This window comes from Microbulbifer mixtoriginis (SeqCode), from assembly GCF_052466715.1.
On the sequence record NZ_CP174288.1, the window covers coordinates 2,095,542 to 2,117,666 of the forward strand.

16 protein-coding genes are annotated in these 22,125 nt (G+C 49.8%); 11 read left to right on the forward strand and 5 right to left on the reverse strand.

Going from position 1 to position 22,125, the window contains the following annotated elements; all coding sequences use genetic code 11:
- Positions 1-64: 64 nt before the first annotated feature.
- The 4 genes from ACJJH9_RS09275 to ACJJH9_RS09290 all read left to right on the forward strand — a co-directional run bounded on the left by ACJJH9_RS09275 (position 65) and on the right by ACJJH9_RS09290 (position 6,533).
- On the forward strand, positions 65-1,861 hold the full coding sequence (locus tag ACJJH9_RS09275; protein ID WP_444925030.1) for a GMC oxidoreductase: 1,797 nt from the start codon (positions 65-67) through the stop codon (positions 1,859-1,861).
- A gap of 1 nt (position 1,862) precedes the next feature.
- Positions 1,863-2,558 carry a gluconate 2-dehydrogenase subunit 3 family protein gene (locus tag ACJJH9_RS09280; RefSeq protein ID WP_252085880.1) on the forward strand — a complete coding sequence of 232 codons (696 nt, stop codon included), beginning with the start codon at positions 1,863-1,865 and terminating at the stop codon, positions 2,556-2,558.
- Between the two features lie 163 nt (positions 2,559-2,721).
- The gene (locus ACJJH9_RS09285) at positions 2,722-5,490 is read left to right on the forward strand and encodes a TonB-dependent receptor (RefSeq protein ID WP_444925031.1); all 2,769 of its coding nucleotides are present in this window, start codon (positions 2,722-2,724) and stop codon (positions 5,488-5,490) included.
- A 68-nt stretch (positions 5,491-5,558) separates the two neighbouring features.
- On the forward strand, positions 5,559-6,533 hold the full coding sequence (locus ACJJH9_RS09290; RefSeq protein ID WP_444925032.1) for an isoaspartyl peptidase/L-asparaginase family protein: 975 nt from the start codon (positions 5,559-5,561) through the stop codon (positions 6,531-6,533).
- Positions 6,534-6,610: 77 nt separating this feature from the next.
- On the opposite strand, the gene ACJJH9_RS09295 is transcribed toward ACJJH9_RS09290, so the two are convergent.
- Positions 6,611-7,270: a TetR family transcriptional regulator gene (locus ACJJH9_RS09295; protein WP_444925033.1), complete on the reverse strand. Its 660-nt coding sequence runs from the start codon at positions 7,268-7,270 to the stop codon at positions 6,611-6,613.
- Between the two features lie 275 nt (positions 7,271-7,545).
- On the opposite strand from ACJJH9_RS09295, the gene ACJJH9_RS09300 reads away from it, so the two are divergent.
- The 3 genes from ACJJH9_RS09300 to ACJJH9_RS09310 all read left to right on the forward strand — a co-directional run bounded on the left by ACJJH9_RS09300 (position 7,546) and on the right by ACJJH9_RS09310 (position 13,083).
- Positions 7,546-8,721: an efflux RND transporter periplasmic adaptor subunit gene (locus ACJJH9_RS09300; RefSeq protein WP_444925034.1), complete on the forward strand. Its 1,176-nt coding sequence runs from the start codon at positions 7,546-7,548 to the stop codon at positions 8,719-8,721.
- An 11-nt stretch (positions 8,722-8,732) separates the two neighbouring features.
- Positions 8,733-11,903, forward strand: coding sequence for an efflux RND transporter permease subunit (locus ACJJH9_RS09305; RefSeq protein WP_444925035.1), 3,171 nt, complete (start codon positions 8,733-8,735; stop codon positions 11,901-11,903).
- A 253-nt stretch (positions 11,904-12,156) separates the two neighbouring features.
- A complete protein-coding gene (locus ACJJH9_RS09310) occupies positions 12,157-13,083 on the forward strand; it encodes a metallophosphoesterase (protein ID WP_444925036.1) in 927 nt (308 codons plus the stop codon).
- 177 nt (positions 13,084-13,260) lie between these two features.
- Here ACJJH9_RS09310 and ACJJH9_RS09315 read toward each other — a convergent pair whose 3' ends face one another.
- The gene (locus ACJJH9_RS09315; RefSeq protein WP_444900794.1) at positions 13,261-13,854 is read right to left on the reverse strand and encodes an FMN-dependent NADH-azoreductase; all 594 of its coding nucleotides are present in this window, start codon (positions 13,852-13,854) and stop codon (positions 13,261-13,263) included.
- Between the two features lie 103 nt (positions 13,855-13,957).
- On the opposite strand from ACJJH9_RS09315, the gene ACJJH9_RS09320 reads away from it, so the two are divergent.
- Complete coding sequence (locus tag ACJJH9_RS09320; protein WP_444925037.1) at positions 13,958-14,887, forward strand: LysR family transcriptional regulator; 930 nt, start codon at positions 13,958-13,960, stop codon at positions 14,885-14,887.
- 7 nt (positions 14,888-14,894) lie between these two features.
- Here the strand turns inward: ACJJH9_RS09320 and ACJJH9_RS09325 are convergent, their stop codons facing one another.
- Together ACJJH9_RS09325 and ACJJH9_RS09330 are read right to left on the reverse strand one after the other, a co-directional pair.
- A complete protein-coding gene (locus ACJJH9_RS09325; protein WP_252085888.1) occupies positions 14,895-15,740 on the reverse strand; it encodes a mechanosensitive ion channel family protein in 846 nt (281 codons plus the stop codon).
- Between the two features lie 232 nt (positions 15,741-15,972).
- Positions 15,973-16,719 (reverse strand): flavodoxin family protein, encoded by a 747-nt coding sequence (locus ACJJH9_RS09330; RefSeq protein ID WP_444925038.1) that lies wholly within the window; start codon positions 16,717-16,719, stop codon positions 15,973-15,975.
- Between the two features lie 356 nt (positions 16,720-17,075).
- Between ACJJH9_RS09330 and ACJJH9_RS09335 the strand changes: the two genes are divergently transcribed.
- Positions 17,076-17,750 carry a hypothetical protein gene (locus ACJJH9_RS09335; protein ID WP_444925039.1) on the forward strand — a complete coding sequence of 225 codons (675 nt, stop codon included), beginning with the start codon at positions 17,076-17,078 and terminating at the stop codon, positions 17,748-17,750.
- A 9-nt stretch (positions 17,751-17,759) separates the two neighbouring features.
- Here the strand turns inward: ACJJH9_RS09335 and ACJJH9_RS09340 are convergent, their stop codons facing one another.
- Positions 17,760-18,767, reverse strand: coding sequence for a site-specific integrase (locus ACJJH9_RS09340; RefSeq protein WP_444925040.1), 1,008 nt, complete (start codon positions 18,765-18,767; stop codon positions 17,760-17,762).
- Between the two features lie 193 nt (positions 18,768-18,960).
- On the opposite strand from ACJJH9_RS09340, the gene ACJJH9_RS09345 reads away from it, so the two are divergent.
- Both ACJJH9_RS09345 and ACJJH9_RS09350 read left to right on the forward strand, forming a co-directional pair.
- Positions 18,961-20,016, forward strand: coding sequence for a DNA-binding protein (locus ACJJH9_RS09345; RefSeq protein ID WP_444925041.1), 1,056 nt, complete (start codon positions 18,961-18,963; stop codon positions 20,014-20,016).
- A gap of 339 nt (positions 20,017-20,355) precedes the next feature.
- The gene (locus tag ACJJH9_RS09350) at positions 20,356-22,026 is read left to right on the forward strand and encodes a BCCT family transporter (protein ID WP_444925042.1); all 1,671 of its coding nucleotides are present in this window, start codon (positions 20,356-20,358) and stop codon (positions 22,024-22,026) included.
- Positions 22,027-22,125: the final 99 nt, after the last annotated feature.

Genomic DNA, 22,125 nt, shown 5'->3' on the forward strand with positions numbered 1-22,125 from the left:
TATTTCCAGCTGATAGAATTTAACCGGTCAGAAGAAAAATAAATGATCATGTAGGAGAGATGTTATGGCGAGTGAAGATATCGAGAATAAAGAGTACGACGCCTTAATAGTCGGCTCTGGTGCTGGTGGCGGCATGGCTGCCTATGTGCTGGCCACAGCCGGTTTAAAGGTACTGCTGCTTGAAGCGGGGCGATCCTACGACCCGGTCAAAGAAACCCCTATGTTTAACTTGCCCAAAGACGCACCCCTGCGCGGTGGTAGTACGCCAGAAAAACCGTTCGGTTTTTACGATGCGACAGTGGATGGTGGTTGGCAGGTACCAGGCGAGCCCTATACCCAGGGATCTCAAGAGAAAGGTCGACGTTTTGACTGGTGGCGAGCGCGTATGCTGGGTGGCCGCACGAACCATTGGGGGCGTATTTCCCTGCGTATGGGTGAATACGACTTTAAGCCCTACTCAAGGGATGGGCTCGGCTTTGACTGGCCCATCAGCTACCAAGACCTGGCACCTTACTACGATAAAACCGAGATGCTTATTGGTGTCTACGGCACCAATGAGGGATTGGAAAATACTCCGGACTCTTCCGACGGCGTATTATTGCCGCCCCCTAACCCCCGTGCTTATGAACTGTTAGCGAAAAAAGCTTGTGATAAGCTGGGTATCCCCGTGATCCCCTCACACTTGGCGATTCTCAGTGAGCGCCTCGATCATGAAAATATTCCGCAGAAACTGTTCCCCGATAACAAGCTTGCCCAGGATGTAACCCGCGAATCGATGAAATCCCGCGCAGCCTGTTTTTGGGCCACACCCTGTGGTCGCGGTTGTTCCATCAAGGCAAATTTCCAGTCCACCACAGTACTACTGCCTCCTGCGTTGGCTACAGGCAACCTAGACATCATCACTGACGCGATGGTGCGCGAAGTTACCGTTGATAAGAAAGGCAAAGCCAACGGGGTTGTTTACATTGATAAAGATACCCGTCAGGAAAAGTTTGCCAGTGCCCGCGCCGTTGTCGTCGCGGCCAGTGCCGCCGAGACATCGCGTATTCTTCTCAATTCAAAAAGCACCTTATTCCCAGACGGTCTCGCCAACGGCAGTGGTGTTGTAGGTAAATACCTGATGGATACTGTGGGTGCCGGAGTCGGTGGCCAAATTCCAGCCCTGGAAAATATGCCCGCCTACAACGAAGACGGCGCGTCGGCGATGCATATGTATATGCCCTGGTGGCTATATAAAGAGCAGTTGCGCGGAGACCTGAATTTTGCGCGCGGTTATCACATTGAATTCGGTGGTGGCCGCAGTATGCCTGGAGCAGGTGCCTTCGGTGGTATGGGTGACTTTACCGAAGGTGCCTATGGTAAAGATTTGAAAAAGGCCTGCCGACGCTATTACGGCTCCTTTGTTTGGTTCGATGGTCGTGGGGAAATGATCCCTAATGATGATAGTTACTGTGAAATTGACAAGAATCAAGTTGACCAGTGGGGTATCCCGGTTCTGAAATTCCACTGGAAGTGGAGCGACCAGGAGCTAAATCAGGCTGCCCACATGCACAAAACCTTCGCCGAAATTATCGAGGGTATGGGCGGCAATGTGACCACAACAGTACAGACCGATGGTGCCAAGGCCATTATCAACGGTGGTGCGATTATTCATGAAGTTGGCACCGCGCGAATGGGTTCCAACCCAAAAGACTCTGTGCTCAACCCTTACTGCCAGTCTTGGGAGGTTCCGAACCTCTTTTTAACCGACGGCGCTCCCTTTGTTTCCAATGCCGATAAAAACCCAACCCTGACCATTATGGCGCTGGCTTGGCGTACCTGTGACTACATCGTGGAACAGTTTAAAAAGAGGAACATTTGATATGAGCAAGGATAAAACAAACCTGAGCCGCCGTAATGCCCTGCGTTTGATTGCTACTACTGCGGCTGCGGTCCCAGTAATCGGTTGTTCTGAGAAAGCAGCACCAAAAGTTGAGTTGAAGGAAGACAAAGCAGCTACAAAACCAGCGGTTAAGAATCTTGACGCACCTAAACAAACTTTAGCCAGGGGTACACCAACAGATCCTGATCTGCTTAACCCCGTCGTACCATGGGAAATGCAATTAGATGCGCGTGAGTTGGCGGTACTCGCAGCACTTTGCGATGTGATTATACCTGCAGATGAAATTTCACCGAGCGCTTCTTCAGTAGGTGCACACCATTACATCAATGAATATGTCAGCGCACCTTATTCCAACAATAAGGCGGACCTTGTCACTATTCGCGGAGGGGTGGTCTGGCTAGATGGAGAGTCCAGGCGCAGGTACCAAGGCCCATTTGTTGAGCTGAATGAATCTCAAAAAAATGCAATCTGCGAGGACATTAAATGGACTCGTAACGCGAAGCCAGAATTCCAAGCCGGTGCACGTTTTTTTGCCAAGGTACGGGTTCTTGTATCTACCGCATTCTACACCACCGAGGAAGGCATGGCGGATATTGGCTACGTAGGTAATAGGCCTATGGCCAGCTTCCCTGGCGCACCGCCTGAAGTATTAAAACGACTCGGCTTAGAAAGCTGATAACCGTGTAAGGCAAACCCCTGGGAAAGGGGTTGCCTATAAAAGTAAGCCAGGGATGGATAGATCTGAAACCGGGCTTATTCCGAAAACTTGGTATGAGGGTATGCCGAGTTTAGAGGGTGCACGGAAGGCTCAAAAATTATAATAAAAGTGATGCTTAGCTATGAAAGAGAAAACCCAAAAAGAAAACCGCAGGGCGGAGTTACTTCGCACATCCGCCAGTGCACTGGTGTTATGCAGTGTCGTCGGCATGGCACAGGCGCAAAATACAGAGGAAGCCCAAAAAGAAAACTTGGCTCTTGAAGAAGTAGAGGTATTGGGCATTCGACAGAGCATGGAGAAAAACCTCGATGTAAAGCGTTTTTCCAATGCGGTGGTGGACTCAATTACTGCTGAAGATATTGGCAAGTTCCCCGATAAAAACGTAGCCGATGCCTTACAGCGGGTGCCAGGAGTCTCTATCGTCCGTAGTGGTGGTGAGGGCGCCAGGGTAAGTATTCGTGGTACAGCCCCAGAACTTACTTTTACTCAACTTAACGGTAACTATATTGCCACTCCGGGCGATGAGCCGTCACGCTCGCTAGATTATTCCTTGTTGCCCGCAACAATGATTGCCCGTACAGATGTTTATAAGAGCCCTGAGGCAAAGCTGGATGAAGGCGGAATCGGTGGTACTGTCATTTTGCATACCCGCAAACCTCTGGATCTGGACGCGGGAGAGGGCATGCTATCGGTTGAAACAACTTACGCGGATGTCACTGAGAAGTATGAGCCACAATACACGGGTTTTTACTCATGGAAAAATGATCAGGAAACCTTTGGTGTATTAGTTGGTTATTCCAAGCAAGACCGTCAGAACCGGGTGATTAGCACCACCACAGAAAACTGGGGATGGCAAGGTGACGTTAAGCCCCATGAAGGGGTAGAAGAAAGGGGGCCCATGGTAGATATCGATGGTAATGAGTACCGCGATTTTTATGCCCCCAGAGCCGTAGTGGGTAGCGTTTTTGAAGAGGAGCGTACCCGCGAGGGAATTCAGCTCAGTGCTCAGTGGCGTCCAGTTGAACAACTTGAGCTAGGTGTCAATTATTTTCGCTTTGAGCAGGGTGGCAACTCAGAGAATTACCGTATTGTATTTCCAGAGTGGAACTATGGTGATGCCGTTGCACCCGGTAGCCTTAAATTTGACGAGGATGGCGATACCTTACTCGGTATTGGCATGTTGGACAGAGGCCAGGCCGAATTGCAGTCTCCTCAAGTCGCTGGTGACTACACCCGAGCTGAATATGTGTCAGATACCTTGGATTTTAATGCTATTTACCAAGGAGATGGATATAGCGTGCGATTGGTTGTGGGCAGCACCAGTGCGGAAGGCGGACCTTCCGAGAAATTGTTTGCCTCAGTAAACTCTCGCTATGGCACTGTGACTGACTGGAGCTGGGACCTAAGCAGTGGTACTGCAGAGATTGATACCAGTGCCGATCTGGGAGACCCCAATACTTACCCCTTATACGATTGGTTTTCTTCGCACTGGACCAGTAGTGAAGATGATGAAAACTACTACCAGCTAGATGTATCTATCGATATGGATTACGGTTGGCTGACTTCCCTTGATGTAGGGCTTAAATACCGCGACCACGAAATTAACCGACGCATTACTAAACAAGCTTGGGATGATGATAACCCGCCGTGTCCGACTATTAACTGGCCGAATGAAGACGGTAAAGATGGTCTTTGTTATCCCTGGTGGCCGGACGATTCTTTCCACACCGACCCTAATGGCGTTCCGGATACGATTGATATCCTTTCCAGTGGCCCACTCGATAATATTATTGGTGGTGTCAAAGTGCCCAACTTTGCCCACCTGGAGTTTGAGAAGCTAAAAGAGTTTCTCTATGAAACTTATGGTGATCCTACAGTAACCGTAGAACGGGACCAGGACTATCGCATCGGTGAGGAAGTGACTGCGGCCTATGTACAGCAAAATTTTGCTTCTGCCACTTTGCGCGGTAATTTTGGTGTTCGCGCGGTGCAGACCAAGCAATATGCCCGAACCTATGACAATATTGACGGGGTTTTGCAAGATGAGCCCAATATTCGCGATAGCAGTAACACCGATTTTCTGCCAAGCGCCAATATCGCTTGGGATATTAACGATGATTTAGTAATGCGTGCAGCCCTCGCGAGGGTTGTTGCCCGAGTTAATTATGATGACCTCGGTGGTTCTGAATCAATACACGCCCCACTGCCAGGAGCGACTGTAAGAGATGGGTTTGCGGGGAACTCCGAATTGGAACCCTACAAAGCGGATCAGTTTGATTTGGGTCTGGAATGGTACTTCGACGATGCTTCCGCAATGGGAGTAACCCTGTTCAGGAAGGATATTGCATCATTCGTCATTAACGGCAGTTCCCTGGTAACCAGGGAAATAGATGGTGACATTTGGAATGTAAACATGTCGATGCCTGTTAATGGCACCGATGCCACCGCTCAGGGTGCCGAGCTGTTTGTGCAATATGCATTCGATAACGGCTTTGGGGTTTTTGCTAACTACACCTATACGGACACAGAGCTGGCCAATCTTGACCTCGAAAGCGGTGAAACAATCAAAACAGAAATTGCGGGTACCTCTAAAGATCAATACAACCTATCGGTGTACTACGAGAATGACCTTTTCAGTGTGAGAGCCTCTTACAACTATCGCAGCGCCTATGCGGATGGCTATAGCAACGGTGTGAATACGTTTACTGATGAGTATGATCAGCTTGATGTAAATGCTTCTTATAGTTTGATGGAAAACCTTACTCTCACTGCCTCCATTATTAATCTCACCGAAGAGAAGGTCGATAGATATTGGGGTGAAGAAAACAGAGTCTTGGGTTCCTCCTACTCAGGTCGCCGCGCCTATATGGGGCTGACTTACAGCTTCTGATCCTGCCATAACTTCGGCGCACAGATACAGTAATGTCTCTGTGCGCTTTCCACTTGAGACAAATCATTGTGATCAGCAAAAGAAAATTCCTGAAATATTCCTTCCTGGGCACTGCTGGCGCCCTGGCAACACCTTCAGTGGCAGCTATGGCAAGGCGTTATACGAAGAAGGGAAAAAAGCCCGTAGTCATATCAACCTGGAACCATGGGGGCCCAGCCAATGAGGCAGCTTGGCAGGTTCTCAGTGAAGGTGGCAGGGCTTTGGATGCCGTTGAGGCTGGTGCTCGGGTGCCGGAAGCTGACCCGCAGGTAACCAGTGTTGGCTATGGCGGTTTTCCCGATCGCGATGGTGTCGTGACTCTTGATGCCTGCATTATGGATGACAAACAAAATTGTGGTTCAGTGGCTTTTTTACAGGGTATCAAACACCCCATCTCGGTTGCGCGAAAGGTGATGGAGGAAACTCCACATGTAATGTTGGTCGGCGAGGGCGCACAGCGTTTTGCAGTTGAGCAGGGGTTTGACATTGAGAACCTGTTAACTCCAAAAGCTGAAGCCGCCTGGCGTGAGTGGAAGCGCGAGTCCCGTTACCAGCCGGTAATCAATATAGAAAACCACGATACTATCGGTATCTTAGCTGTGGACCAGGACGGCAACCTCTCAGGTGCCTGCACCACCAGTGGCGCGGCTTTCAAGATGCACGGGCGGGTAGGGGACTCACCGATTATCGGCGCCGGACTCTATGTCGATAATGAAGTGGGTGCGGCTACTGCCACGGGTATGGGCGAGCTAATGATCAAGACTGTCGGTTGCCATCAAGTAGTGGAGCTGATGCGTCATGGCTACACACCGGAGGAAGCCTGTCGTGAGGCGGTGGAGCGTATTGCGCGCAAGTTAGGGGACTATAAGAAGTTCCAGGTGGGTTTCCTGGCTTTAGATAAAGCCGGTAATTACGGTGCTCACTGTATTCACCCAGGCTTTAATTATGCAGTAAGAGATGCGAGCGGTGCACAATTAGTAGATTCGAAAAGTAAACTCGGCTAGATTGTCTTCTAGGGGCAAGCAGCAGTTAGTTGACTTGCCCCAATAGGAAGAAAATTCGAATTTGCTCAATACACTGCTCAGTGCAAAGTTCGTGCTTGCTGCCTGTTTAGACGCAGTTCTGGGGAGAAGCGAATCATATCTAGGAGAGCATCAAAATAATGCTCGCCTAAGTCGCCAAGGTCTACAAAGCGAGGAGAAAGTAGCCAGTCTTCCAGAACACCAAAAAGGCCTCCGTGAAGCATTTGTTGGGCTAGTTTCAGATCCAAGTCAGCAGGTAATTGACCGGCTGATAGTGCAATCTCCAACAATTCTCCCATTCGCTCCAACCGCTCTGTGCGGCCTTGCTTAATACGGTGAGTGGACTCGCATACTTCACTGATTGGGTCGCATGGCAGGAAGATAATCTCCAGCAAGCGCTGCCATTCATCATTGCAGGCAATCTCATCAAATAGCCATATCCAGCGGGTACGCAGGGTGCCTAGAGGGTCTCTCTTCAACTCATCACCGGCCGCCGCGCAGAGTTCTTCACCGGGCAGGCGCATGCGCTCGGTTAGAGCGTTGAGTAGCCCAACTCTGTCGCGGAAATGGCTATGCAGGGAATCACGAGTGACTCCGGCAAGCTCTGCGACTGCCGTTAGGGAGGCGTGGGTGACGCCAGATTCGTGAAAAACACGAATCGCGGCGTCTAAGATACGCTCTCGGGTGTTAAGTATTTGCTCTTCTCTATATTTAGCCATGGGCAATGCAGCTTCTTCATTATCGTAATCGCCTCATTTGACCGCATATTCACGGCTGTTCGCCGCATGAAAACAAATGAGACTTTAGTGCAAACCCTTGAAAACACTGGGTAAAAGTGCATGTTAGTCGATATTCATGCGCTGATGAATAGTTGATCGGATTTCATCACTACACATAAAATGCGTGGCCACTGGAGTTTGACCTTCCTGTCACCATCTCTTTTTCTCCCGAACTGACCGCAGTATCCAGGCCGTCAGCCCTGATCGAGGTAACCATGCTCAATAAAAAAGCGTTTATCAGTCTTTTGATCACTAGTGCATTGCTTGCCGCTTGTGATGAAAGAACCGCTGCGCCACCGATGCCCGCGCCACAGGTGACTGTGGTTACGCTGGAATCCGAGCCGGTTACGCTTACCAGAGAGCTACCTGGTCGCACTTCACCTTTCAAGGTGGCGGAAGTTCGTCCACAGGTAAATGGCATCATAAAACAGCAATTGTTCCGTGAAGGTGGGCGTGTCGATGTAAATCAGCCACTTTATCAGCTGGATGACGCCATTTACCAAGCGGATGTGGATAGTGCGCGCGCTAAATTACAGGGTGCCAATGCGGCAATGAATATCGCCCGCCTTAAGGCCGAGCGAACCGCAGGCCTTGTTAAGAGTGGCGCCGTCAGCAAGCAGGAGAATGATGTCGCGGAGGCAGACTTGCAGGAAGCCCGCGCCTCTGTTGCTGCTGCCAGGGCGGAGTTACACCGAGCCGAGATCCAGCTGGACTATGCCCAGATTACCTCGCCGATTACTGGCCGTATTGGTAAATCCAGTGTCACTCAGGGTGCCTTGGTAGCGGCCAATCAGGCCGCAACTTTGGCCACTGTGCAACAGCTGGACCCCATCTATGTGGATGTTACCCAGTCCGCAGCAGAGCTGGTCAGCCTGCGTCGGGCCCTCCAGGCGGGTACATTGGCAGATGCCACAAATCTGCCAGTTAAGATTTTGCTGGAAGATGGCAGTGAGTTTGAACATCAAGGCAAGCTCGAGTTTGCCGAAGCCAGTGTCGATCCCTCTACTGGCAGTGTGTTGCTGCGAGTCGTTGTCCCCAATCCAGACAATATGCTGCTGCCAGGCATGTACGTGCGCGCGATAGTCGGTAGCGGTGTACGGGAAAATGCCATTCTGGTGCCTCAACAAGGTATTGCAAGGGACCCGAAAGGCAACACTTCGACAATGGTGGTCAATGAAGAGAATATTGTTGCCCAACGCTCTGTTCGGGTCAGTCGCACAGTCGGTAACCGCTGGTTGGTAGAAGAAGGGCTGGAGCCCGGTGACCGTGTCGTAGTGGCTGGATTACAGAAAATTCGCCCCGGCGCGCCGGTGCAGCCTAGTGAACGTGAGGATAAACAGGTACCTGCAGCAGCTGGTGACGGCAACGCTGCTGCTGAGCAGGGTTCCTGAGGGTAGGGGTTATGGCGAGCTTTTTTATCAACCGGCCCATCTTTGCCTGGGTTCTGGCAATTATCACCATGCTGGCAGGTGCATTGTCCATCAGCAAGTTGGCGGTGGAGCGCTATCCGAATATCGCACCACCCTCTATTAATATTGAGGCCAGTTACCCCGGCGCCTCCGCCAAAGTGGTGGAAGATTCGGTGACGCAGATTCTGGAGCGGAATATGAAAGGGCTCGATGGCCTTCTCTATATGTCTGCTGTCAGTCAATCTAACGGTGGTGTGTCTGTCTCCCTTACGTTTGAGAATGGTACCGACCCGGATACCGCACAGGTGCAAGTCCAAAACAAGGTGCAGCTGGCAATGCCGCTGTTGCCCCAAGAGGTGCAGTTACAAGGGGTCAATGTCAGTAAGTCCCGTGGTGGCTTCTTGATGGTTGCAGGTTTTGCCTCCGAAGACGGCAGTATGAACCGCAACGACATTGCCGATTACATCAACTCAGCGATTGTGGACCCGGTTAGCCGGGTGCCAGGTGTCGGTAATGTGCAGGTGTTCGGCTCCAAATATGCAATGCGTATCTGGCTCGATCCCAACAAACTGACGACCTACGATTTAACGCCGAATGATGTAGCCGCGGCGGTCCGGGCCCAAAATGCCCAGGTCACAGTGGGCAGCCTTGGTGGCGCACCGGCTGTGCCAGGGCAGCAACTCAATGCTTCTATTACCTCCCAGGAGCGCCTGCAAACCCCGCAACAGTTCCGGGAAATCGTGGTACGAGCCAATGATGATGGCTCCATACTGCGGCTTGGCGATGTCGCCCGCGTTGAATTGGGGGCAGAGAATTACGAATTTATCTCCCGCTACAATCGTCAGCCGGCTACCGGTATCGCAATTAACCTGGCCACCGGTGCCAACGCACTGGAAACCGCCGAAGGCGTGAAAGCGAAGCTTAAAGAGCTGGAGCCTTTCTTCCCTCGGGGGCTTACTTCGGTCGTACCATTTGATACCACGCCCTTTGTCGAGGTCTCCATTAAAGGTGTGATCAGCACATTGATTGAAGCAATTGTGCTGGTCTTCCTGGTGATGTATCTGTTCCTGCAGAATTTCCGTGCAACCCTGATCCCTACAATCGCTGTACCTGTCGTGTTGCTGGGCACTTTTGCCGTACTCGCGGCACTGGGCTTCTCGGTCAATATGCTTACCATGTTCGCTATGGTATTGGCCATTGGCCTGCTAGTGGATGACGCTATTGTGGTGGTGGAAAACGTAGAACGGGTGATGCGCGAAGAGGGCTTATCGCCGAAGGAAGCCACTAAAAAATCCATGCACCAGATTACCCCGGCATTGATCGGAATTGGTGTCGTGCTGTCGGCGGTGTTTGTGCCAATGGCATTTATGGATGGCGCCACTGGCGTAATCTACCGGCAGTTCTCAGCAACTATTGTTGCTGCCATGGCCTTGTCTGTATTAGTGGCGATTATCCTGACCCCCGCACTTTGTGCCACCTTGCTGAAACCACTTTCAAAAGGGGAAAGCCACGGTGAGAAAGGCTTCTTCGGTTGGTTCAATCGCAACTTTGAGCGCGGCAGTCGGCGCTACCAGGGCGGAGTGCAGGGCATCCTAAAACGTAGCGGCCGCTTTATGCTGTTGTTTGTGGCCCTTTCCGCGGTGATGGCCTTCTTATTCCTGCGTTTACCCAGCTCCTTCCTGCCCGATGAAGACCAGGGCGTGCTCTTCTCTATGGTGCAGGCTCCCGTGGGCGCGACCCAGGAGCGCACCATGGAATCTATCCGCAAAGTGGAAGATCAATTCCTGGATAACGAGCAGGGCACCGTGAAATCAGTATTTTCGGTGCAGGGCTTTAGCTTTGCCGGTAGCGGCCAGAATACCGGTATCGCCTTTGTGAATATGGAAGACTGGTCTGAGCGGGAAGAAGAGTCGCAAAGTGCTGGCGCAGTAGCCATGCGTGCTATGGGCGCGCTGATGCAAATTAAAGATGCCATGGCTTTTGCCTTTGCACCGCCGCCTCTGCCAGAGTTGGGTTCTTCTGGTGGCTTTAACTTTTACTTAAAAGATAACGGCAATCTGGGGCACGAAGCACTGACCGCTGCCCGCAACCAATTCTTGGGAATGGCCGGGCAGAGCAAATTACTGTCTAACGTACGCCCCAATGGCCAGGAGGACACACCGCAGTTTCGGGTGAAAATCGACAACGCCAAAGCTGCGGCCCTCGGCTTGTCTATTGCCGATATTAACAGCGCGCTGAGTACCGCTTGGGGTGGCTCCTATATCGACGATTTTATCGATCGCGGCCGGGTGAAGCGGGTATATATGCAGGCGGATGCGCCATATCGTATGGTGCCGGAAGACTTCCAGCTTTGGTCTGTGCGCAATGATAAAGGCGATATGGTGCCTCTATCTTCATTTGCCAGCTTCTCCTGGGAGTACGGATCTCCCCGCTTGGAGCGCTACAACGGTGTGCCCTCCATGCAGATCAATGGCCAGGCAGCAGCGGGGGTCAGTTCTGGTGAGGCCATGGCAGAAGTGGAGAGCTTGGTAGCGCAATTGCCGGCGGGGGTTGGCATTGAATGGAGCGGTCTTTCCTATCAGGAGCGCGCCGCCGGTGCACAAACACCACTGCTCTATACCCTGTCATTACTGATTGTATTCTTGTGTCTCGCGGCTCTCTATGAGAGTTGGACAGTACCGACTGCCGTATTGTTGATGGCACCACTCGGTATTCTCGGCGCCGTGCTTGCCAACAGTTTGCGTGGCATGGAGAGGGATATCTACTTCCAGGTGGCTATGCTGACCACTGTCGGCTTGACCAGTAAGAACGCCATTCTGATTGTGGAGTTTGCCAAGCAAAATCTGGAAAACGGAATGGAGCTTGTGCAGGCGACCATGCGCGCAGTCCGTGATCGGCTGCGCCCAATTTTGATGACCTCTTTGGCTTTTGGCTTGGGGGTTCTTCCTCTGGCGATAGCCACCGGTGCAGGTTCCGGCGCACAACGGGCAATTGGAACCGGGGTACTGGGGGGAATGGTTGTGGGCACTCTGCTTGGAATCTTCTTTATACCGCTGTTCTTTGTAGTGGTGCAGAGACTGTTTGGGCGTAAAGCTAGCAGTACTGATACTGGGCAGGATCAAGTTCTTGCCAATAAAAAGATAGAAGCTGCGGAAGCTTTGTAAGTCTCAAGCCTGAGAAAAGCCAGGCCGCACTTTCCGGCCTGGCTTTTTTGTATTCGCTCTTTGATTGAGCACACCTTAAATGTAAGTGAACTCAGTAATTCCCAGGTTGGCAGTAGTTTCGGCTAATTTCTTCGCCCCATGCCCAGCTTCCGAGAAATGCGTTCATTTCATAAAATGAACAGAGTAATCCTTGATACAAAAAAAGCGGGATTTTGATACTGAAGCTTTCTTGTATTTTAGAGGCAGGAGCAGGATGGAACACTGCAAGTACGACATTATTGGCGATATCCATGGTCACGGCAGCGCATTGATTGAGTTGCTCGATGTGCTGGGTTATCGGGAAACAAGCAGTGGTTATGCTCACCCTGAGCGAAAGGTCATATTTCTTGGAGATTTTATCGACCGCGGTGAGCACCTGGTGGAGCATCGCAAACTCCTAAAGGTAGTTATGAGCATGGTAAATAATGATCATGCCAAAGCAATTATGGGCAATCACGAGTTTAACGCCCTGGCTTATCATACCGAAGTCAATGGCAAGCCCCTGCGCCCACATACCGATAAAAATACAAAACAGCACCAGGCTTTTTTGAATGAGTACCCGGATAACGATCCAGAAAAATCTCAGGTATTGGATTTCTTCAGATCATTGCCTCTGTGGCTTGATCTTGGCCCTCTGCGTGCGGTACACGCTTGCTGGGACGAAGAGAAAGTTAATTTTTTAGCATCGAGAACCGATAGCGGCAGGTTAACGTCTGAGCTTTTGCTGCAAGCTAGCTCCCCGGGCAGTAATGCCTTCAAAGCGGTGGAAACTTTGCTCAAAGGGTGTGAAATTGAACTGCCTCAAGGAGTGAGTTTTCTGGATAAGGATGGTAATCGCCGCTCTGCTGTCCGCGTTCAATGGTGGAACGCTTCTGCAAAAGCGCTGGGGGAGATAGCGTTACCGCGTGGTGTTGATATCGGTTCCGCCGCTAGCTTGCCTGTGCCTAGGGGTATTCCTTATTACCCTAAAGCAGATAAGCCCTGCTTTATCGGTCACTATTGGCTTAAAGGTGTGCCAGCACCTCTAACCGAGAAAGTTGCTTGTCTCGATTATTCCGTGGCGGGTAACGGCAAACTGGTTGCTTATCGTTTTGATGGTGAACAGGTCTTGAGTGAAGACAAGTTTGTATTTGTGAAGTAGATACCGCCCGCTTGAGTTTCCATTACAGGTTTCTTATGGATAGCTGGCCTGCCTGTAAGCTCCATGCCGAGAATTGCTGACATTGACACATAGTAAGGCCACTTCGCAGAAATTACGCTGTATAAGCCAGGCTTGAGAATAGAGCCTGGCTTTTTTAATTCAGGAATAATTCTTCGTTTAAGCAAGTTCAGCAATACGTTCATTTGCCGCAGTGGTGGCTTTCTCTTTTGCCTCTTCACCAGTGGCAAGCCCTTCGGAGTAAACAAACTCAACATCAGTGATGCCCACAAAACCGAGGAACTGCCGCAAAAATGTGCTCTGTGCATGGTTGTCACCGTAGTAGCCCCCCCGAGCAACAAAGATGATCGCTTTTTTATTTTTCAGTAACCCTTCTGGCCCATTTGCCGTGTAGCGGAAGGTGATGCCGGCTCGGGCGATATGGTCAAAATAGGTGTGCAGGGTAGAGGGGATTGTAAAGTTGTACATAGGTACGCCGAGGACCAAGGCATCTGCTGAAGAGATCTCTTCGATCAGTTTGTCTGAAAAATCGACAATCGCCTGCTGATCTGGAGTGCGCTGATCAGCCGGGGTATTGAAGGCCTGGAAGCGATCCAAGGATAAATGGGGTACCGGATCTGCTGCCAGATTACGCTGAACAACTTCGCCCTCCGGATTATTCGCCTTCCAGCGCTCAATATACTTTGCCGCCAACTGGGAGGTCTGGCCACCGGCTTGAAACATGCTGGATTGGATATTGAGCAACTTTGTCATGACGGGTTCCTTATGAATCATTTAACTTGAGCACTATTGAATCATTGATTAATTAGATAAAAAATTAGAAAATTTTGCTGAAATCCATCTAAAAATCCGATACATGACTGATCAGTTAGCGAACCCGGCTTTAAGCCCAAAGATCACTCTGGAGCAATGGCGTTGTTTAGTTGCGGTTGTTGAAGGGGGAGGGTATGTACAGGCGTCGGAACTCCTACACAAGAGTCAGTCTTCCGTGAGCTATGCGGTACAAAAGCTAGAATCCATCCTCGATGTAAAGGCATTTACAATCACTGGTCGCAAAGCGGCACTTACGGCTGCTGGGCAAATGTTATATCGCCATGCCAAACAATTACTGGAAGATGCTTCGGCAATGGAAATGGCTGCCCGGCGTGCTTCTGTGGGTTGGGGGTCGCTGGTGTCAATTTCTGTGGAAGTGCTGTTTCCAACTTGGCTATTGCTAGATTGCCTGGAGGTATTTGGCCAAGAGAGCCCACATACCCGAGTAGAGGTTTACGAAGTGGTGATTAGCGGTGCCCTCGATGCCCTTACCGAGGGAAAGGTGGACTTTGCGATTGATCCGAGAATTCCTCCCGGTTTCAATGGCGAGTTACTGCCAGCACCAGCACGCATTATCCCAGTGGCCCACCCCAGTCACCCATTACATCAACTGGAACGCGAACTAACCCTGAAGGATCTGCTCAGTCATCGGCACCTGATCGTTAGAGATTCAAACCCCCAAAGCGATAGTGAAACCCTAACAGTTGAAGTTGCCAAGCGATGGACGCTGAGCAATATGGCAACGGTAATCGGGGCAACTTGCAGGGGCTATGGGTTTTCTTGGTTGCCGCAGGATAAGATTCTTGGGGAGCTGGCCGATGGAACACTCAAACCTCTCCCCTTAAAAGGAGGGCAAGAAAGGTGGCAGCCTCTGTATCTTATTTTTCCTAATCGCGATGACATATCGCCCGCAGCGCGCCGGTTGGCGGAGATAATCCGCCAACGACTTGAAAGCTTACATATTGGTGCGTGATAAGGCGTTAGGCGCTGTCTTTTAGTTGCTTGGTTTTTTCAAACCAGAAAGCATAAAAATCTTCAGTTACCAGCTGCTCGATATTGGTTGCCTCTTCACGGGGACAAAATACGGTCGCGGTGATGACATCATGGCCAAGATCATTAGTGGTCACACTTACTTTTGCGTCAGGGCCAGAGAGCTCCACACCCATCCGATTCTCAATCAGCTTGCAGTAGCGTTCGGCAACTTCCCGAAAAGATTCGCAGTGCTCTTTCAGCCGTTCGGCAATAAACTTCTTGGCTTCAAAGGGGTTTATCTCACTGCGCTCACGGGTTATCGAGAAAGTGTGCTCGATATAACGGCGCATAAAATTCAGGTTCTTTACCGGCTGAGTAAAAAAAGCATTATTGGGAATATAGAGAGTGGTTCCGGTATAACCATTGCCGAGGCCATGGGGGTCAATCTCCAAAAGCGTGGTGCTTAACCAGTCACTATCAGTAACTTCGCCAAATTGGTCGCCCACTTTAATCCAATCGCCAACAGTAAAGGAGCGCATATTGGCTTGGTATAGGCCACCCACCAAGCACTGCACGGCCTCTCGCAATGCGAGGACAATCGCTACAGAAAAGGCGGCAATAGAGAGGGCAAAATCTCGTAATTCTGTCACCCAAACGGCAATTACACCGATAACCAATAGCAGGTTGCCGATGTTGTGTACGGTGTTGATCCTACGACGCTTATCGGCTTTTGCCCAGTTACTGCGAGCAATGGCCAGGGTCAGTAAGCCGCGGACTAAAAGAATGACGGCAACTACACAGAGAGTAATAAAGAGTTTGCTGTGGAAAATCTGTTCCAGTAACTCGGGATTCATTCGGGGTGGTAGACCTCAGTTTTTTTGGTTGTTTCTTAGGTTGTAGCCTTATAAGCCCATCTGTTTAGGTAGGTGCATTGAGAGCACTGGGCCAGTTGAAGGCGAAATCAGTGGGCTGTAATAAGAAGGAAGGTGCGCAATGTATCTTTAGGTGGCCCATTTTGTAAATGGGCAGAGTAAATTACAGCCTTGATTGGCTATTTCACCCCATTACTGTCTGCTCTGAACGTTGTTATCGGTAATCGGGATTGGAGAAGTCGGGCTTGCAGCCTGCATCCCAGGCGGAGCGCTGGTTGCCATAAGCGGGGATTCCGCCAGCGTCCTTCAGAGTTCGTGCCAGATGTAAAAGATTCCAGGTCATAAAAGAGGTGTTGCGGTTGGTAAAATCGTTCTCAGGCCCGCCCGACCCAGGGTCTAAATAGGAAGGGCCGGGGCCGGCTTCACCAACCCAGCCGGCATCTGCTTGAGGTGGTATCACATAACCCAGGTGTTGCAGGGAATAGAGAATATTCATCGCACAGTGTTTGGCGCCATCTTCATTGCCAGTGATCAGGCAACCACCGACTTTGCCATAATAGGCATATTGTCCCTGATCATTTAGGTCTGATGAATTGGCGTAGAGGCGCTCTATTATTTGAGTGCAGATTGAGGATTTTTCACCAAGCCATATGGGGGTTGTGATCACGAGGATATCTGCCTCGCTAACCTGGCGATAGATATTGGGCCAGTCATCATTTTCCCAGCCGTGCTCGGTCATGTCTGGATAAACGCCGAAGGCAATATCATGGTCTACCGGTCTTAGAATACTTACCGCAACCCTATTTCTCTCCATAATCTCACGGGAAATATTAATCAGCCCATCTGTATGGGAGAGTTCTGGTGTTGGCTTGAGGGTACAGTTAAGGAATAGGGCTTTCAGATCTGAGAAGTCCCAATGGCTGGATTCACAGTCCTTGATTTGCTGCTTGTTCAGGGGCATCTCTGATCTCCTTTTCACTGCACAGTATTGAACCTGCGCCAAGATGTGAATACAGGTATAGCAGTCAGAAAATAAAATACGTTATCAATAGGGGCTAATGATATGCAGTTTGAAGATACAGTGAAATCGGCGGCTACCCGTGACAAAGGTAAGGCTGCCACTGGTTAGGTTGCATGTGTTTCAATGGTTTATCGCAATGATAATAGGGGCGAGGCTGATAGGTTGTTACAGATTTGTTGGTTGAATTTGGATCTGGCGTATCTCTTTCAATAAAAGACTGAAAATTTCACGAGCCCACTGAATTAATCCGCTACTTTATTTACTTGTAGTTAGCTAATGATAATCAGAGGTGCACTATGAAGGCGAAACCATATCTTATATCTAAATTGCTGCCTGCGACCGTGGTATTGGCAGCACTTTATTCAGGTCAATTAAGCGCAAACCCTGACTCAAACAACTCAATCGATGGCACCTGGTGTGCGGTCGATGGGGAGTCATTCATTTTATATGAAAGCAAAAAAGATGCTTTGAATGTTGGAAAAGATATATTTTGTCGAACTTTTAAAGTTCTTAAGAAAACTAAAACGGGAGGCGGCGGCCGGTTCATTGATAACTTCAAAAAGCCAGCCGATCTTAAGCAAAAGTTAAGTGGTGTCGAAGAGACAAAAGATGGGGCCACTGTTGGCAAGGATATCGGCATATTTGCCTTTTCAAATACCGGCGATACCACGCGTATAGTGACCGTTGATGTCTCAGATGAAAGTGTGGGCAACTTTACGCTCGACAGTAGCGGGAAAATGCATGGGTTTATCGAGGAGGTAACCTCTGATGCCCATGTTCATGAGGCTCATGTTGGTGTTTTGTCCTTTAAGAGGACTCCAGGTCCTATCCCAGCAGTATTTGATAAAGAGTGGCAGTCGGTCTTCGATGCGACACACAAAAAAACAGCAACAAGACCTGGCATCCCGCCCAAAGGAAAGAGTGACGCTGCAGGAAGACTGGGAGACAAGAAAAGTACCCAAGAGCAATAGCGTTGTGCCTTAAAGAAGCTCCGCCATCTTCTTCATCAAGATGGCGGAGGCGTTTTCGGTAAACTGCTGCCCCTCTTCAATATATTCCCATACCGTGGCATCGCTTTTCCAACCACCTTGCTTCTTAATAAGCTCGAAGCCCACCTTTTCCCGAGCCGCGGATGTGGACAGACCACGGCGAAAGCTGTGGCTACTCAGTTCGCCGACAAAGTCGAAATCGCAGGCGGCGCCCAAGTTCTTAAGTAGGTCATTGACTGCTGCAGGATTAAGTTGCCTGTCTTGAACTGTATCCCAACGATTCACAGCCCGGAACACGGGCCCACTTTCAATGTTGCCAACCTTAAGCCAGGTTTGAAGTGCTGTTACGGGGCAAGCCTTAGGTGCACCAAAGGGCAGGGCACGCATCATGCCTTCACCATTTTGGTCTGTTTTTGATTTGGGGAGCCTAACGATTACGCCCTCATCCTCCCAGATCAGGTTTTCCACCTGAATCGCTACCAGCTCACTTCGCCGGAAAGCACCAAAGAACCCTACTAAGATCAGTGCAAGATCGCGGGCGCTTTTCCTGCTTGAAGGTTGGTTGCGCAAATGTCGAGTCATGGTGGCAATGTGCTGAAGACCGAGGGCCTTCGATTTTTGCTTGGGCTTGCCGTGGGTGCGACGGACACCACGCATCGTTTTCTGCACGAGCGGATCTGTTATGGGATTGAGCATCCCCTGGTATTGGTGCCACTGGCCGATAGCGGTGAGATGAAGATCCAGGGTTCGAGGGTTGAGCTCCTCTGCACGGCCCAGGATATACCGAACCAGAGTGCTGCCATCTGTCGGTAGCCGCCCGCCCCATTTTTCAAACTGGCGAATCGCTGAACGGTAGGCCCTGCGGGTGTTATCGGAAGTGGCTGCGCTCAGGTACTTCTGAATGTCCTCATCGGTTAGGAGTTCGCCGCCAGCGCCAAGCGTACTGAGGGGGTGGGAGTTAGCGTGCTTTTTGGTGGGTTGAGGAGTGTGATTTTTCATGGTGCCTGAATCGCTAGAGAAGACCCTGCCTGTACTGGAGGTACGTTAGTACGGGAATCTTACAGAAATATAACCTGCGATAATAGTCATTATCGAAGGTTATACAGCGGCATTTTTCAGCTATGAAAAAATATAAAATAATGTAATATTACGTATTATGTAATTTGTAACGAAATAATCTAAGGTGAAGCTTATGGCACGCACTGGGGTCACGTATCTGGATATTGTTCAGGCCGCCAAGGCCATCAAGGCCCGCGGAGAAGAGCCCACCGTTGATCGAGTGAGGGCCCAGTTGGGAACCGGCAGCAAAAGCACTATTGCCCCTTTGCTTAAAAGATGGCGCAGTGAATCTGCGAGCAATACGGATAGTAGTGGGCTCCCACGAGACCTGGTGGATGCACTGAAAGGCCTACACCAAAGGATCCAGGAAGCGGCAAGCAAGCAGGTAGAGGAGCTTCAGCAGGAGTTCCTCGTGCAGGAAAAAGAGATCACTTCACAGTTAGAGGAGTTGAGAGCCACTAGTAACCAGCAGGCCGCCAGTATTCGTGATCTTGAGCACAGGCTTTCGTCGACCGCGGCGGAAAAGCGTAGATTCAAGCAGTCTTTACAAGAGACCCAGACTGCCCTGGAAAAAAGTGAGTACCAGAAGCAGGAAGCTTTGCAGCGTATTGCGGAGCAAAAAGTGATGATTGAGGAAATAAAGCAGGAAAATAGGGATGTCCGCGAACACTTTGAGCACTTTCAACAGCGTACTGCCAATGACCGGCAATATGAGAGAGACCAGTATCGCTCAGCTGCGGAGCAACTGAAGGGGCAGATCGCAGTACTTACTGAACAGCTGACCCTCTCAGAGCGTAGATTCAACGAGCAGGAGTTGCTTTACAAGCAGGGACAGGCGCTGATTGCTGAAATCAATCGAGAGAAGCAGCAGCTTAGCGAACAGGTTGGGGTGGCTAGTACAGAGGCTGCAAATCTAAGGGAGCAGGCAGAAGAGCAGGCGTGTGAGCTGAAAGACAGGCAGGCAGAGGTGGCTAGCTTGCGCGAGCAAATCTCTAAGCTGCAACGTGAAGGTTCTTCGGCTCAGAAGGAAGTGCAACTACAACAGAGTGCCCTAAACAGATTAGAGTTGGAGCTTACCACTACAAAAGATCGCCTCGAACAACTCGCCGATGAGAACCGCACCCTGATTCAGGAGAAAGCGGTGATTCAGGGGCAGTTTTCTCAGCTGGAGAACTCTCTAAAACCCTAGACAAGTCTTGGGCTGGCTATACTTCTAGATGAAGCTCTAATTGAGCGATTCAGGGCAAATAGCCTCCTTTTTAATAAATTTCCAGCCCTTACTTTGAATCTGTTAGACCGCAAATGGCAGTTTGCGGCAGTATGTCCAGGCAGTCTCGCCCCAAGCGGCCTCTAAAATGAACTTATCGCCTTGGCTGACTAATTCGTAGGCAGCTAAACTTGCTAGCAAGCTACTCAGTTTGCCTCTACCCAAAACAAACGGATTCAGCCCCACATTTTAACTCGAGGCTGACAAGCACGTTTCTTTTAATTGGCCTGATCAGTTCTTTGAGTATCCTGGAGAGAAGTATTGGCAGGAAACTTTCAGCGGATCATCGATAAGCCAACTTTCTTTGGGGCGCTTGGCTTGCTTCTCATGGTTACCCTTCCGCTCATTATTTATCCAAAACTGGGTGCGAAGTGGATTCTGAATGCGAAGAACTTTGTAACGGATGACTTGGGTGTTTTTTATCTGTTGCTGGGAGTTGGTGCATTACTGTTTATGACCTACATCATTTTTAGTGATATCGGTCAAATCAAACTTGGAAAACCTGAAGAAGAGCCAGAATTTAGCACCTTGTCCTGGGCCTCCATGCTTTTTTGTACAGGCATTGGGGCATCTATTTTGTACTGGTCAATGGTGGAGTGGATCTATTATTACCAAACGCCGCCATTTGAGTTAAAAGGGCTTACTCCGGAGGCTGCCCGCTGGGCAATCGCTTTTGGTATATTCCATTGGGGTCCTATTGCCTGGTCGATTTACCTGATTCCGGCTCTACCAATTGCTTACTTTTACTATGTAAGGCACCGCAATGTCTTAAAAGTAAGTGAGGCGCTTATGCCTGTTTTAGGTGAGCAGCGGGCAAAAGGGTCTATTGGCAAGTTGATAGATGTTTGTTTTGTTTTTGGTATGTTAGGTGGTGGGGCAACGACATTAGGAATTGCTGCGCCCTTGATTTCTGAGGGTGCACATGAACTATTGGGTGCGCCTACAGGACTGACTACACAAATTTATATTCTGATGCTCTGCACTGCAATATTTGGCTGCAGTGTGTATGCCGGGCTTAAAAGGGGAATTAAGACTTTATCAAACCTGAATATGTGGCTTGCAATGTTTTTATTGGCTTTCGTCCTTATTACTGGCCCTACTTTATTTATGCTTAATGCAGGACTGGATTCTTTGGGGAAAATGCTTAACAGTATTCTTCATATGGCCACATGGACAGAGCCCTTTGGTCGATTCAGAGAATTCCCTCAAACCTACGTCTCTCAAGACTGGACCATCTTCTATTGGGCTTGGTGGTTGGTGTTCGCCCCAAGTGTTGGATTGTTTATTGCTCGCATATCACGCGGGAGAACCATAAAAGCTATGGTTGTTGGCGCAATATTTTATGGCACCCTGGGCTGCTTCCTATTTTTCCTAACTCTGGGAAACTATGGGGTTTACCTGCAGTTCTCAGGTGAACTGAATGTGGTACAGCTCCTCAACCAACAGGGGGGTACTGCAACTATATTCGCCATCTTGCAAACACTCCCTATGAGCAATTTGGTCATTATTGTTTTCACTTTACTCGCGATAATTTTCACAGCCACTACATTTGATTCTATATCCTATATACTCGCTGCCGTTGTTCAAAAGGAAGTGAATGATGAGCCAGCTCGTTGGAATCGTTTGTTTTGGGCGTTTGCATTATCGGTAATGCCTATTACACTTCTCTTTTTGGGTGGGCTGGAAGCCCTACAAACAGCAAGTATTGTCGGTGGTGTTCCGTTGCTACTTGTTGCAATAATGCTTTGCGTATCGATTGTAAAGGCAGCTCATTACGATTTACGTCACCAGCCGAGCTACGAGGAAAAGGAAATCTATATCAAACACCCGCCAGAAGATACCCCCTGGAGTGAAGAGGGCGATTGGGGGGCGGCTTGTAGCTCTGTAAAGAAAAGTGGTAGTAAAGAAGCTTCCAGAAAAAAGGATCTTTAAAGGCTTATATACCCTCAGTCTTAGGGGACAATTCAGTGAGAAGGGTATATGAGCCCACTATAAAATACCTATGAGTGCGCATATAGGCTTTACGCTTGA